This window comes from Pseudomonas sp. MIL9 (genome assembly GCF_016887925.1).
In the GTDB taxonomy this organism is placed as follows: Bacteria; Pseudomonadota; Gammaproteobacteria; order Pseudomonadales; family Pseudomonadaceae; genus Aquipseudomonas; species Aquipseudomonas mohnii.
In genome coordinates, this window is sequence record NZ_JAFEHE010000029.1 from 96,834 (window position 1) to 109,712 (window position 12,879).

13 protein-coding genes and 1 pseudogene are annotated in these 12,879 nt (G+C 53.6%); 9 read left to right on the forward strand and 5 right to left on the reverse strand.

All coding sequences use genetic code 11. The features are described 5' to 3' along the window. Positions 1 to 110: 110 nt before the first annotated feature. The 3 genes and pseudogenes from JQF37_RS26905 (at position 111) to JQF37_RS26915 (ending at position 4,312) form a co-directional block, all read left to right on the forward strand. Positions 111 to 332, forward strand: coding sequence for a hypothetical protein (locus tag JQF37_RS26905; RefSeq protein WP_239142538.1), 222 nt, complete (start codon positions 111 to 113; stop codon positions 330 to 332). After that, entirely contained in the window at positions 329 to 3,451 is a 3,123-nt protein-coding gene (locus JQF37_RS26910) for a type I restriction endonuclease subunit R (RefSeq protein WP_204149858.1), read from the forward strand. The genes JQF37_RS26905 and JQF37_RS26910 overlap by 4 nt, the downstream gene beginning before the upstream one ends. A 209-nt stretch (positions 3,452 to 3,660) precedes the next feature. Continuing rightward, positions 3,661 to 4,312: pseudogene (locus tag JQF37_RS26915) on the forward strand (recombinase family protein). A 32-nt stretch (positions 4,313 to 4,344) separates the two neighbouring features. Here the strand turns inward: JQF37_RS26915 and JQF37_RS26920 are convergent. Together JQF37_RS26920 and JQF37_RS26925 are read right to left on the reverse strand one after the other, a co-directional pair. Next, on the reverse strand, positions 4,345 to 5,463 hold the full coding sequence (locus JQF37_RS26920) for a hypothetical protein (protein WP_204149859.1): 1,119 nt from the start codon (positions 5,461 to 5,463) through the stop codon (positions 4,345 to 4,347). Then, positions 5,463 to 6,650 carry a hypothetical protein gene (locus JQF37_RS26925; RefSeq protein WP_204149860.1) on the reverse strand — a complete coding sequence of 396 codons (1,188 nt, stop codon included), beginning with the start codon at positions 6,648 to 6,650 and terminating at the stop codon, positions 5,463 to 5,465. The genes JQF37_RS26920 and JQF37_RS26925 overlap by 1 nt, the downstream gene beginning before the upstream one ends. A 432-nt stretch (positions 6,651 to 7,082) precedes the next feature. Here JQF37_RS26925 and JQF37_RS26930 point away from each other — a divergent pair, with 432 nt between their 5' ends. Beyond that, the gene (locus JQF37_RS26930) at positions 7,083 to 7,448 is read left to right on the forward strand and encodes a hypothetical protein (protein WP_204149861.1); all 366 of its coding nucleotides are present in this window, start codon (positions 7,083 to 7,085) and stop codon (positions 7,446 to 7,448) included. A 251-nt stretch (positions 7,449 to 7,699) separates the two neighbouring features. Here JQF37_RS26930 and JQF37_RS26935 read toward each other — a convergent pair whose 3' ends face one another. The 3 genes from JQF37_RS26935 to JQF37_RS26945 all read right to left on the reverse strand — a co-directional run bounded on the left by JQF37_RS26935 (position 7,700) and on the right by JQF37_RS26945 (position 8,865). Then, a complete protein-coding gene (locus JQF37_RS26935; protein ID WP_204149862.1) occupies positions 7,700 to 8,056 on the reverse strand; it encodes a DUF805 domain-containing protein in 357 nt (118 codons plus the stop codon). A gap of 148 nt (positions 8,057 to 8,204) precedes the next feature. Further along, positions 8,205 to 8,489, reverse strand: a complete 285-nt coding sequence (locus JQF37_RS26940) for a hypothetical protein (RefSeq protein ID WP_204149863.1) — start codon at positions 8,487 to 8,489, stop codon at positions 8,205 to 8,207. A gap of 52 nt (positions 8,490 to 8,541) precedes the next feature. After that, a complete protein-coding gene (locus JQF37_RS26945) occupies positions 8,542 to 8,865 on the reverse strand; it encodes a hypothetical protein (RefSeq protein ID WP_204149864.1) in 324 nt (107 codons plus the stop codon). Positions 8,866 to 9,028: 163 nt separating this feature from the next. Between JQF37_RS26945 and JQF37_RS26950 the strand changes: the two genes are divergently transcribed. From JQF37_RS26950 to JQF37_RS26970, 5 genes are all read left to right on the forward strand, one after another. Next, on the forward strand, positions 9,029 to 9,199 hold the full coding sequence (locus JQF37_RS26950; RefSeq protein ID WP_204149865.1) for a hypothetical protein: 171 nt from the start codon (positions 9,029 to 9,031) through the stop codon (positions 9,197 to 9,199). A gap of 770 nt (positions 9,200 to 9,969) precedes the next feature. Then, positions 9,970 to 10,302: a transposase gene (locus tag JQF37_RS26955; RefSeq protein WP_130211637.1), complete on the forward strand. Its 333-nt coding sequence runs from the start codon at positions 9,970 to 9,972 to the stop codon at positions 10,300 to 10,302. After that, a complete protein-coding gene (gene tnpB / locus JQF37_RS31560) occupies positions 10,299 to 10,634 on the forward strand; it encodes an IS66 family insertion sequence element accessory protein TnpB (RefSeq protein WP_130211636.1) in 336 nt (111 codons plus the stop codon). The genes JQF37_RS26955 and tnpB overlap by 4 nt, the downstream gene beginning before the upstream one ends. Before the next feature lie 62 nt (positions 10,635 to 10,696). Further along, a complete protein-coding gene (locus JQF37_RS26965) occupies positions 10,697 to 12,223 on the forward strand; it encodes an IS66 family transposase (protein WP_130211635.1) in 1,527 nt (508 codons plus the stop codon). Between the two features lie 53 nt (positions 12,224 to 12,276). Beyond that, positions 12,277 to 12,798, forward strand: coding sequence for an N-acetyltransferase (locus JQF37_RS26970; protein ID WP_065896669.1), 522 nt, complete (start codon positions 12,277 to 12,279; stop codon positions 12,796 to 12,798). Positions 12,799 to 12,879 lie beyond the last annotated feature (81 nt).

A 12,879-nucleotide genomic window follows, 5' to 3' on the forward strand; every position in this document is an offset into this window, starting at 1 on the left:
TGACGGGCCATCTATTGAGTCAGCAGATTGCATAACCAAATGCCTTACCTCAACAGGGCCGGACTCGTGAATATTGCCCACGAACCTCACTAGGATTGGGTTGCCTATTTATGCTCAGTGCCGAAGACAGAAGCTTTATTATTAGCAAAGTCCCAACCCATGAGGAATGGTTGGCCGAGTACGCTCTGTCGGATATCGATAAACCTATCGGCGTCGCCGAATACCAACTCCTGCGCGATTTTCCCGAAAGCTTGGGCCGCAACCAGCCGAGCAGTGCCGAGATCGAGGCGGAGCTGGCCGGGGAACTAGACACTGGAAGTGAAATGGAATGACTGAAGACCAACTGGAACAGGAAACCCTCGGTTGGCTGGAAGAGGTGGGCTACACCCACCTGTACGGTCCGACTATCGCCTATGACGGCGAGAGTCCTGAGCGTGATAACTATCGTCAGGTGATCCTAGTCGAGCGCTTGCGCAGCGCCATAGCCAAGCTCAATCCCAAAGTGCCGCTGGCCGCGCGCGAAGATGCACTCAAGCAGGTGCTCGAACTGGGTCTGCCAGTACAGCTGTCGGCCAACCGCCTGTTCCATCGCCTATTGGTCAGCGGCGTACCGGTGCAGTACCAAAAAGACGGTGAGACCCGCGGCGATTTCGTCCGCCTCATCGACTGGGTCGAGGTGAAAGCCAATGACTGGGTGGCCATCAATCAGTTCAGCATCCAAGGGCCGAGACACACCCGGCGGCCGGACATCCTCCTGTTCGTCAACGGCCTGCCCCTGGTGTTGCTGGAGCTAAAAAACCCCGCCGATGTGAAGGCTGACCTGAGTAAAGCTTTCGACCAGATCCAGACCTACAAGGAGCAGATCCCTGATCTGTTCCAGTACAACGAAATCCTGGTGATCTCCGATGGCAGCGAAGCGCGCATGGGCTCGTTGTCGGCCGATGCCGAACGCTTCATGAACTGGCGCACCATCGACGGCCAGGATCTCGACCCACTGGGTCAATTCAACGAGCTGGAAACCCTTGTGCGCGGTGCTCTGGCGCCGCCGATGCTGCTCGATTACGTGCGCTACTTCGTCCTGTTTGAGGATGACGGTCGGCTGTTGAAGAAGATTGCCGGCTATCACCAGTTCCACGCCGTGCGCGCCGCCATTGGTCAGGTGGTCAGCGCCTCACGTCCCGGCGGCAGCCATAAAGGTGGAGTGGTCTGGCACACCCAAGGCTCGGGCAAGAGTATCACCATGACTTGCTTCGCCGCTCGGGTGATGCAGGAAGCGGCGATGGAGAACCCGACCATTGTGGTCATCACCGATCGTAACGACCTGGACGGCCAGTTATTCGGGGTGTTCTCGCTGTCCCAAGATATGCTGCGCGAGCAGCCGGTCCAGGTGGAGACCCGCGGTGACTTGCGCAGCAAGTTGGCCAACCGGCCGAGTGGCGGCATTGTCTTCGCCACAATCCAGAAGTTCATGCCGGGGGTGGACGAAGACACCTTCCCGGTATTGTCTGAGCGCTCGAACATCGTGGTCATCGCCGACGAAGCGCACCGCACCCAGTACGGCTTTGGCGCTGAGCTGAAAACCTCGGAGGGGGCACAGACCGGCGAGAGCCAGACCCGTTACCAGGTGGGCTATGCTCAGCACCTGCGTGATGCACTGCCGAACGCCACCTTCGTGGCCTTTACCGGCACCCCGGTGTCCAGCGAAGACCGCGACACCCGTTCGGTGTTCGGTGAATACATTCACGTCTACGACATGCAGCAGGCCACCGAAGACGGTGCGACCGTAGCCATCTACTACGAATCGCGTCTCGCCAAATTGTCCTTGAAAGACAGCGAGCTCCCCGCGATCGACGATCAGGTCGATGAATTGGCCGAAGATGAAGAGGACGACCAGCAGTCGCGCCTGAAAAGCCGTTGGGCCGCCCTGGAAAAAGTGGTTGGGGCCGAACCGCGGATTCATAGCGTGGCGGCGGATCTGGTCACGCACTTCGAGGAGCGCAACCAGGGTCTAATGAGCATGGGCCAGATGCCCGGCAAGGCCATGGTGGTGGCCATGAGTCGCGAGATCTGTGTGCACCTGTACAACGAGATCGTCGCCTTGCGCCCGGAGTGGCACGACGAAGATCCGGAGAAAGGCGCGATCAAGATCGTCATGACCGGCAGCGCCTCGGACAAAGCTTTGCTGCGGCCGCACATCTATTCTGGCCAGCTCAAAAAGCGCCTGGAAAAGCGCTTCAAGGATCCACTCGATCCGCTCAAGCTGGTAATCGTCCGGGACATGTGGCTGACCGGCTTCGATGCGCCCTGCGTTCACACCTTGTACGTGGACAAGCCCATGAAGGGCCACAACCTGATGCAGGCCATTGCCCGGGTTAACCGCGTGTTCAAGGACAAGCAAGGCGGTCTAGTGGTGGACTATATCGGCATCGCCAATGAGCTAAAAGCCGCGCTCAAGGAGTACACCGGCAGCAAGGGCAAAGGTCGACCGACCGTGGATGCCCATGAAGCTTATGCGGTGCTGGAGGAGAAGCTCGACGTCCTGCGCAGTCTGCTGCATGGCTTCGATTGCAGCGAGTTCCTCACAGGCGGCCACAAACTATTGGCCGGAGCCGCCAACCATGTGTTGGGCCTGGAAGATGGCAAGAAACGTTTTGCCGACACCGCACTGGCCATGAGCAAGGCCTTCACCCTGTGCTGCACCTTGGATGAAGCCAAAGCCGTCCGCGAGGAAGTGGCGTTCTTCCAGGCTATCAAGGTGATCTTGATTAAACGTGAAGTCAGCCAGCAGAAAAAGACCGACGAAGAGCGCGAGCTGGCCATCCGACAGATCATCGGCAATGCCGTAGTTTCCGGCGAAGTGGTGGACATTTTCCAGGCCGTGGGCCTGGATAAGCCTAATATCGGCCTACTCGACGACGCGTTTCTCGCTGAGGTTCGCAACCTTCCCGAGAAGAACCTGGCGGTCGAGTTGTTGGAGCGCTTGCTCGAAGGCGAGATCAAGAGCCGTTACAGCACCAACCTGGCCCAGGAGAAGAAGTTCTCCGAGCTGCTGGCCAATGTGATCAAACGCTACCAAAACCGATCGATCGAAACCGCCCAAGTCATTGAAGAGTTGATCGAAATGGCCAAAAAATTCGCCGCCGCTAGCCGGCGTGGCGATGCGCTGGGGCTAAACGACGATGAACTGGCGTTTTACGATGCCTTGGCCAACAACGAGGCTTCGGTGCGCGAGCTGGGCGACGAGATCCTGGCCAAAATTGCCCACGAGCTGACGGCCAGTCTGCGGGCCAACGTCAGTGTCGATTGGAGCAGCCGTGAAAGCGTGCGAGCCAAATTGCGTATCCTGGTCCGGCGGATTCTGCGCAAGTACAAGTATCCGCCGGATCAAGCTGAGGAAGCGGCCCAGTTAATACTCAATCAAGCGGAAACGCTGTGCGAAGCATGGTTGTAGGCTGAATTTGGTAGTCTTATCAGGTGGCGAATGGGAGGACTTTGGCCCAATAAATCACTTATACCTTTCTAAATTTCTGTGTGGGTACTAAATAAGTATGCCTGAGCTGATACATGCAGATTCAAGCTTTTTTACGTATTTCGCTTGATAAGTGACACCCATAATGGGACCGCGTTAGTGAAACACCTAAACTGATACGGACGCCCATCATGTTCATTCGCGCATACCTTCGAGCATCAACTGACGAGCAGAACGCCGGCCGGGCCCGTGCATCGCTCGAGCAGTTCGCCAGCGATCACAATAAGGTCATCGCCAGCGTGTACCTGGAGAACGCTAGCGGCGCCACGGCAGATCGGCCTGAACTGTTGCGACTTCTCATGGGCGCGTGAAAGAGTGACGTGCTGCTGGTGGAATCCATCGACCGTCTCTCGCGCCTGCCCGTGGACGACCGGCAGAAGCTAAAGGCTGCCATCGACTCGAAGGGGTTGCGCATCGTCGCCCTCGATCTGTCCACCAGCCACCAGCCACCAAGGAATGCAGGATACCAAGGGCGACGAGTTTACCGGCCGGATACTCGATGCGATCATCTCGATGCTGGTGGAAATGATGGCCGCGATCGCACGGAAGGATTACGAGCAGCGCCGCGAGCGCCAAGCCCAAGGCATCGAGAAGGCGAAGGTCGAGGGCAAGTATCAGGGGCGCCCGGTCGACGCCGATCTGCACAAACGGGTCAAGGAACTGCTAAAGGCCGGACTGGGCATCCGTGCCACCGCTCGGCACGCTGACTGCTCAACGACTACGGTGTTGAGGTTAAAGGCACCACCAAACTGCCCGATGCGTTCATATAGCTTACAAACCTAGCGCTTCGATATCGCAACTTGGTATCGAGACAATCATACTTTAGCGTCTTGGATTTCAGCTTTAAAGCTTGCAAAAAGCTCACAAACGATATCACACATAGCCATTATAAGATCAGCCCAATTCTCGTTTTCGAGGTCAAGAGCCTCGCGATCTTCGTAATCTTCTTGATGAATGAGTTGGTTCCGAATTTTGTAGATGCGACGTCCAACCTGAGGCTTGGTGACTTCAGCTGGGAAATTTTTAAAGCTTTCGACGTCATAGCCCAAAACTTGCTGGAGCAGCTCATCAGTTAACAGTTCAAAAAGCCCTTCAATCGAAGTCTTCTCTTGCTCTTTGAACGAAGTAACTTCGCGAATAATCTTGTGAGCCTCAAGTGCAGTGCTTAATTTTAGGACCTGCTTTGCTTTGAGGCCCCAAGACAAAAAAAACATCCCTTCCAAACACTTGTAGAGCTCGAAAAAAATATATTTCCAGTGAATTGACGTCAGTGCCGTATACGCGTTTTCAGCAAGATGTGGCGCCAAGAGCGATACCCTTTCGACGTTGCGCGCTACGTCATCAACCATGAGCGAGGTTCTAAGAATCGGTATGTTTGCGGCCAGGCTTGCTGCTATTGACCATATATTTTCTGAATTATAATTGCTATCCATATCAAGCTTATAGCACTGAACCTCTTCGTGATATGAGATAAGATCAGATATCTCGTGACCGCTATAGCCTTGCTCTTTTGATATGTCAAGAATATCAGCAGCCGCCTGTGCTTCTCTTCGCTCAGCTTTGAGTCGGTACAATCTGCCTAGATGAAATCTCAAATAGAGAAAAAAACATTCTTCGATAGCATGATCGTAGAGCCCCTTAGTTGCAAAATACTCACTCAGGGTTCCCTTTTCCGAAACTGTCATACCCTCAGTATTTATGGCAAGATAATGATAGCCGTCACATGCGAAACGAATAATGTAGCCAGCACCATGAAGCTGAAGCTTTTGTGGGATACAGGTCCTGAGGCTAGCGAACCGAGAAAATTGCTCGGCCCGGATTTCTGGCGATAGTACAGCCGTCGTCAATGAAGCATCGGGGCTGGGTCGATTTGCTGCCGAGAGTATTTCGTAAAAAGACGCTTTAACCCCGTCTTGAACCGTCACGTGTGCCATTAATGAGCCATCCAGCAGGGCTCTAGAGTCTCAAGGCGCGCATAGTTTCTGATCAAAGAAGCAAAAGCCTTCCGGTAAAACTCTCTCTCAAAGCGGCCGACCTGACTGCTCCTTTGCTTTAACTTTTCGTTCAAAAGTTCGATCTGCAGAAACTCCTTGAGCTGCTCTATCGTCATATCAGCCATTCGATCACACACATTAGTTATGGCGACCTCTACATCTTTTTGACGCGTCGCAGCCAGTTGTCGATCAATAGGAAAGCCCGGCTCATCTAAAATGGCGATGGCACATGCGGAACAAAAACCCGCCATTGCAGGAAAGCTTTTGAAAATATCTTTCCCGTTATTGATTCGATCTACATCTTCATCTTTCGCCCCTTGCGCGGGAGCTATCCGAGAAAACTCCCGATCAAGTCGACTCATTAACGAAATTGTCGCAATGAAGTAATCCAGAACTTCATCATTGGCCGTTGCCTCAATCGCATCGAGCCGAACAAAGTCTTCAGATATTCTATCTTTAATTTCTATCTCACTCTTACGAGATGAGAACAGCAGAAAAAGCTCCACAACATTTTTGCTTTGATACTGGCCTGGTTGTGCTCGCCTTTTCTTGCTATCCGCAAGAAATATGGTTACTTCATCGCCAAGAGACTGTTTGATCTGTAGCAATAGTTGACCATAAATTGTTTCTAGCTGACGACCGATATCCCAAGGGACCTGCCCGGTATTAAGAACAAGCATCCGATAGATAAGAGAGTTTAAATTTCTGGTTATCCAAAACTCAATTCGCAATTCGCTGTCTTGGGGAATGCCGCCTTCTCTTTGCGCATCCAATATAGCCGTGGTTCGCTGCATGCCATCGATAATGGAAATATTTCCTTTATCGAGCTTCTTAAGATATTCAAAAAGTTTTTCGGAGGAATCCAGCTCGCGTATGGCCCGCATATGCTGGTCATTTGCCCGTACCCCTAGAACTATCGGAGGCAATATAGCTCCTTGCTTGATATCATCAACCATTCTATTGCGGATTGTCATCGCCGTTTTGGTTTTGAGCGCACCTCGCTGACCGTCGATTTTTCCTTTATCAGCGTAGACGTCTTCGATCATCTCAAGGTATTGAACAGCAGGCATGCTGGTTAACATTGACAGGCAATCAACCCGGCTATCTTCCATTTTATGGAGAAACATGACTCTCTTCCTATACGATAAGATCTAAGACGGAGCAAGCAGATTGATCATCCGCCCCCCGAGCCTCCTTAACACTCTAAACGGCAACGCGCAGTTAGCGCGGGGCAGTCATTCTTCTATTGTGAAGAGATACAAGAATCTTCGCTAGAGCTAACGCCTACTGGGGGCTACATCACATCAGAATTGCACCCGTGGTGCACCCATGGTTGGAAGTATAACCACATGATAAATACCTAGACCCTTGATTTGTATGGTGTCACAAGGCAGGTTCGAACTGCCAACCTTGCCCTTAGGGGGAGGTAACACCGCTAACTCTAAATTCCTCTCAGTCTGACCTACAACGATCTGCGATAGATTGAATGATGGCGATTTGCCTTTCGGCAATGGTTAACGCACGATGGAACCGTTATCACGAATTAAAGGAGCCCCCTCGTGCCGTTAGGAATCAGCACCGGATTTGATCAGCGCTACGACTGCAGGACTTGTGAAGTGACCGACATGGATCGGCATGAGGATCTGGATCGCCGCACTTGGCGCTGCAACACCTGCCATAAACCGGTTTGGATTCACTTGGCGAATGAGGGCGGGGATTCACAACTGGTGGAGCGCCACCCGGCTTGCGAGCTCATAGTCGGCGACTTCATCGTCCTGGAACATGACATCTCAATGGGGTTTCTTGAGGTGAAGGGTTCTCAACCGGCAACGGTTAAGGGCAACAAATGGTATTTGGGAATTGAGAGGAACGGCCGCCACATTGTTGCGCGTGACCAGTACTACAACTGCATGCCTAGAGGGTAGATTGCGCTGCAAAAATTTAGGTCGTGACATCAATATCCGGGGCTCAACCTATGCGGAGCTTCCTATGTACGCCCCCAATATTTGCCTTGACTGTGGCCTGCCCTTCGAGCCTGTGAAAGGAGCGAGGGTCTCTCTCTCGACACCTTCGTGCAGATGCTATCTCATCAGCATTTCTCAAATTTTTCGTCGGGTTGACCACAAGCTAGTAAGCTACCGCGCCGTCCACAATGTGGTCCGGTATAGAGGGGTAATTAATCACGGCATGGTCCGTATTCAGTAGTCTCCGGGTGGCTCTTCCGGAGAAGCATAAGCAAAACAATCGCCGGGCCGACGTAGGGCACAATGAGTACAAAGAGGAATCTTTTGCGCAAATACGCGTCGTTCACACGCTGAATCATTGGGCCAAAGATGTAGAACATCAGCACAAAACACACGACGTTTAACAGCAAGCTGCCACCATTAGCGGCCAACGGCTTGAGCACCTTATCAAGCACGTACAGCATCCCCCAATTGAAGATAAAGGGCGGCCAAAACTCTTTACGTGTCATACGTTCATTCATGCGTCCTACGCGCATCATATAGTTGCAGTAGCCTTTAATTGGGTTCATACCTTTAAACTCCTTTCCATTTTCCCTATCGCCCTATGATCGGTTGTCTTGGCGCTCAGAGAAGGCATATGTATTTGGCTTGCTCGATGCGGATCTCAGACTCAGCATTTGCCTTCGAGTAAGCTCCCCCATCTTTCAAGCCACGACATCAGTGGCCCGCTGCACCAGCCATGCTCCGCAGAATCGTAATACGCTGACGATCACCAATCCCTTGCAAGGCGTTGAGCCTGGCAGCAATTAGCTCAGCTTCGACAAACGAGCTGATGGTTGGATGGTGGAGAGAAACGGGGGCAAGGAAGCCCTGACCGATTGCGACCAAGATCGGAGTATCGAAGTGCTTCACTGCGACGTGTGCGACGGCGCCGAGGCGGGTCAGTTGCCTGTCGAGCTCGAGCACCAGATCGCTGGAAAAGTTGTGAGGTTGAATGAACATACAGGCTCTCCTAATGATGAGGAGTCTGCAGCTTCAGGGCGATTGGGGTGTGTCACCAGCTCCATCCTGGAAATAACGGAAGCAACTGATTTACGGCATAGCTTCCGAGTACAGCCGTGTTGAAAAACACCACTTCGCGCTCCCAGGCAGGCAGGGCTTTGAGCGCGCCGGCATAAGAAAACAGTGCGGCGCCGATCAGTAACACGAATGACAACACTTGGGCACTGAACAGCAAATCGAGCGGGTTGCTATCGACCCTGGCCATTGGGAGCCAAGCGCCACCCGCAGTTAGCGCAAATACAAAAAAGCAGGCTGCGACTACAACAAAACGCCACCGCGTCAACGACAGGCCGTAAATACGAATTTTCTGACTCAAAGAACACCTCCAAAGCACAGTGATAAGGGAGGTGGCATCGTGTTGCTGGTTCAGACGTGTCACCAGCCTATTTTTTTTCCGCCTCGATTAATGGAGCGCACTCATCGCAGATCAACTCATACGGTCGCATGGTGAAAAGATCGTAGTAGTCGCGGGCGACGCCTTGGCCAAGCTGATTTTGGCAGCACGTACAAAATATCGGCATCTGCTGCTCCCCAGTGCCAACGAGCCATCCAGTGCAGTAACTGAGTTGGTCAAGGCCTTCCGGCACAGGGAGAAGTCTCTCGCCGCGATGGCCACTTTCGTAGCCTTGCTGCTCGCTCTTTTGGTGTAACCAAAGCGTTGCGCGCCGAAAGCCCGCCTCTTCCATCCGTTCGCGATATCGTTGCTGGCGTATCGAGACGGCGCTGGGCTTGGGAGGGGGCTGGTTTGTCTTCATTGGTGGGCACAATCGACCATGATTTGAAGGGCAGATTACAGCAAATTTCATTGCGTTACCGCTTACGCATTACGTATGATTTGGCGGCGCAGGTGGCCGCCCGCAGAGATGGCTGGTGCTGTAGTTGATGTCGGTCCTTGAAGCTGGCACACCGCAGTACATGCGTCAGTAATTTTCAATCGCTGTGGGATGAGGCAAGGCTCGCTTCATAAGGCCTTGTGTTGGCTGTTCCCTCATTAGAGTGCTTTCGGGATTGGCTCGTTATTGGGCGAAACTTTCTACGTTGTCACCATCGTATGACATGCCGCATTTGTGCGAACCCAATGCGTAAGCGGTCACGTTTATCCTGAAGGTTATATGTTGGTCGTACCCCCGCTATGTCAGGCTCATAAATTCGCCTGCACATAGCGTGGCCACTAGGCTGCAGCCAAATCACGCACATACCCTCCTGCGCATTTACAAACGCAGATAGCGAAGCAGTATCGCTGACGCTATGCTGACCGCTCTTACGCCCACTGTCGTTCATCAGTGTCTGCTCACCGGTACAGGTAAAAAACCGAGAGTAAGCGTCCGGCCAAGTCATCTACCCAGCCCCGCAAAGCCAAGACATGGTGTGCACTTAAATTTAAGTGGGCACCAGTTCTAGCCTTCTAAGCGGGTATTTCATGCAGCCACAACGCCGTTCCTACTCCAAATCCTTCAAGGCCCAAATCGTTCAAGAGTGTGCCCAACCCGGCGCGTCGATTGCCAGCGTCGCACTGAGCCACAGTCTCAACGCGAACCTCGTCCATAAATGGATTCGGCTGCAATCGCAGAGAACTGCCATCCTGCAACCTGCCTTTATCCCCGTGGCCTTGCCGTCGTCAGCGCCACGATCGGACATCGTTCCGTCCATGATCTGCCTCGAAATCCCACACCCACGCGGTACCGTAAAAGTGAACTGGCCAACTGAAAGCGCCGCTGCCTGCTCGACCTTTCTGCGAGACCTGTTGCGATGATCCGCATCGATGCCATCTGGCTCGCCACCGAGCCCATGGATATGCGCGCCGGAACTGAAACGGCGTTGGCCAGGGTGATCGCGGTGTTCGGTGCGGCGAAGCCGCACTGCGCTTATCTGTTTGCCAATCGCCGCGCTACCCGCATGAAAGTGCTGGTACATGACGGCATTGGCGTTTGGCTAGCTGCACGGCGCTTGAACCAAGGTAAATTTCATTGGCCTGGCCTTCGACAAGACAGCGAAATGCAGTTGGATACCGAACAGCTTCAGGCATTGGTGCTCGGTCTACCTTGGCAACGCGTTGGAGCAGGCGGTGCAATCACACTGCTTTAAGAAGCTGTAATTAGCGCCTTGACCTACTGCCGCAAGCGATCTGCTTTGGTAAAATCCACGGCATGACTTCCTCGCCCAATCTCGATCAAATGACTCCCGACCAACTGCGTGCATTCGCTGCGCAGTTGATGTTCAAGGTCGACACCCAGAGCCGAAAAATCCATCGTGATGAAACGATCATCGAGCAGCTCACTCACGAGATCGCCATCCTTAAACGCCACAAGTTCGCCAAGCGCAGCGAGCAGATCAGCCCGGCGCAAGGCAGCTTGCTCGACGACCTGCTCAATACCGACCTCGAAGCCATCGAGTCCGAGTTAAAAGCTCTTCATCCCGCTCCTGCACAGACAGAGCCACGCCAGCAACCCAAGCGCGCGCCGTTGCCAGTGCAGTTCCCACGCACTGTGATCCATCACGAGCCGGACAACACCCAGTGCGCGTGCGGCTGCCAGCTTCAGCGCATCGGTGAAGACGTCAGCGAAAAGCTGGACTACACACCGGGCGTGTTTACCGTCGAACAGCACGTTCGCGGGAAATGGGCCTGCCGGCAGTGCGAAACACTGATCCAGGCCCCGGTACCGGCGCAGGTGATCGACAAGGGCATCCCCACTGCCGGTCTGCTGGCGCATGTGATGGTGGCGAAGTTCGCCGACCATCTGCCGCTGTATCGACAGGAAAAGATCTTCGGCCGTGCCGGCCTGGCCATACCGCGCTCGACACTGGCGCAGTGGGTGGGTCAAACCGGAGTGCAGCTCCAGCCCCTGGTCGATGCGCTGCGCGAAGTGGTGCTGGCCCAGCGCGTGGTTCACGCCGATGAAACGCCGGTACAAATGCTGGCGCCCGGCGAGAGGAAAACTCACCGCGCTTATGTCTGGGCCTACAGCACTACGCCGTTCTCGGCATTAAAGGCCGTGGTCTATGACTTCAGCCCCAGCCGTGCTGGCGAACATGCGCGTAATTTCTTGGGCACCTGGAACGGCAAGCTGGTCTGTGATGACTTTGCCGGCTACAAAGCCAGCTTTGAGCTGGGCATTACCGAGATCGGCTGCATGGCCCATGCACGCCGTAAGTTCTTTGACTTGCATGTAGCCAATAAAAGCCAATTGGCGGAGCAGGCGCTTCACTCGATTGGTGGGCTGTACGAAGTCGAGCGACACGCCAAGGAAATGAGCGATGAAGACCGTTGGCGACTACGCCAGGAGACGGCGGTGCCCATTGCTGAAAAACTGCATGAGTGGATGCTGGCGCAACGAGAACTTGTCCCAGAGGGCTCGGCTACGGCCAAGGCCCTGGATTACAGCCTTAAACGCTGGTTAGCGCTGACGCGCTACCTGGGGGATGGTGCTGTGCCCATCGACAACAACCAGATCGAGAACTTGATCCGGCCGTGGGCGCTTGGGCGGTCGAACTGGTTGTTTGCTGGGTCGCTGCGCAGCGGCAAAAGGGCGGCGGCGATCATGAGCTTGATCCAGTCTGCGCGGGTCAATGGGCATGATCCGTATGCTTATTTGAAAAACGTTCTCACGCGTCTACCGACGCAGCGGGCAAGTGAAATTGACAAATTGCTGCCGCATAGGTGGCAGCCGATCTAGCTACTTACGCGGGGCCTGATGCTCGTGTGTATGCAAATAAACCGGTGAGAAATATGATTAATATTCGTGAAGCTACTAAAGCCGACCTAGATGTTCTACGTGAAATCGGCTGTGAGACCTACCAAGAGCATTTTTCGGACATCTGGTCTCTCTCCGGCATGCAAGACTTTCTTAATCAAGACTTTTCCCCTAACTCGCTCGGCAAATCACTCGAATCCTCCGCTTGCCATTTGTGGCTTATAGCTTCAGACGAAAGCGATAGGGTCGTAGGCTTTTCCAAAGTTAACTGGTCAACGCCTGCGCCTTTAACTGGTGAATTGGGTGCGGAGCTTCAAAAAATTTACTTTCTCAAATCCGAAGCAGGACGAGGATATGGGAAACAACTCCTGCACTTCATTTGCAGCCGAGCGAGAGAGCGCGGAGAACGCATGCTGTGGCTTGACGTACTCAAGACCAACTCAAATGCGCGGCGATTCTATGAGGGTTTCGGTTTCCAAGAAATCGGTGAAATCCCTTTCAAAACTGACTTGTTTGAAATTGGAATGGTAGCAATGGCATGTGAACTTTCCCGATAGGCATATTCGATGACCTTCCTGTCGGTAGGCCGTCATAAACGAAAACGTGGAAAAAGCCAGATGACTTTACCGGACACTTAC

Excerpts from the sequence above, each read along its gene's own strand:
- JQF37_RS26940 (WP_204149863.1), bottom strand. The coding sequence starts at position 8,489 with ATGTTCATTCAACCTCACAACTTTTCCAGCGATCTGGTGCTCGAGCTC.
- JQF37_RS26965 (WP_130211635.1), top strand. The coding sequence starts at position 10,697 with ATGACTTCCTCGCCCAATCTCGATCAAATGACTCCCGACCAACTGCGT.
- JQF37_RS26970 (WP_065896669.1), top strand. The coding sequence starts at position 12,277 with ATGATTAATATTCGTGAAGCTACTAAAGCCGACCTAGATGTTCTACGT.
- JQF37_RS26910 (WP_204149858.1), top strand. The coding sequence starts at position 329 with ATGACTGAAGACCAACTGGAACAGGAAACCCTCGGTTGGCTGGAAGAG.
- JQF37_RS26935 (WP_204149862.1), bottom strand. The coding sequence starts at position 8,056 with ATGAACCCAATTAAAGGCTACTGCAACTATATGATGCGCGTAGGACGC.
- JQF37_RS26905 (WP_239142538.1), top strand. The coding sequence starts at position 111 with ATGCTCAGTGCCGAAGACAGAAGCTTTATTATTAGCAAAGTCCCAACC.
- JQF37_RS26955 (WP_130211637.1), top strand. The coding sequence starts at position 9,970 with ATGCAGCCACAACGCCGTTCCTACTCCAAATCCTTCAAGGCCCAAATC.
- tnpB (WP_130211636.1), top strand. The coding sequence starts at position 10,299 with ATGATCCGCATCGATGCCATCTGGCTCGCCACCGAGCCCATGGATATG.
- JQF37_RS26920 (WP_204149859.1), bottom strand. The coding sequence starts at position 5,463 with ATGGCACACGTGACGGTTCAAGACGGGGTTAAAGCGTCTTTTTACGAA.
- JQF37_RS26925 (WP_204149860.1), bottom strand. The coding sequence starts at position 6,650 with ATGTTTCTCCATAAAATGGAAGATAGCCGGGTTGATTGCCTGTCAATG.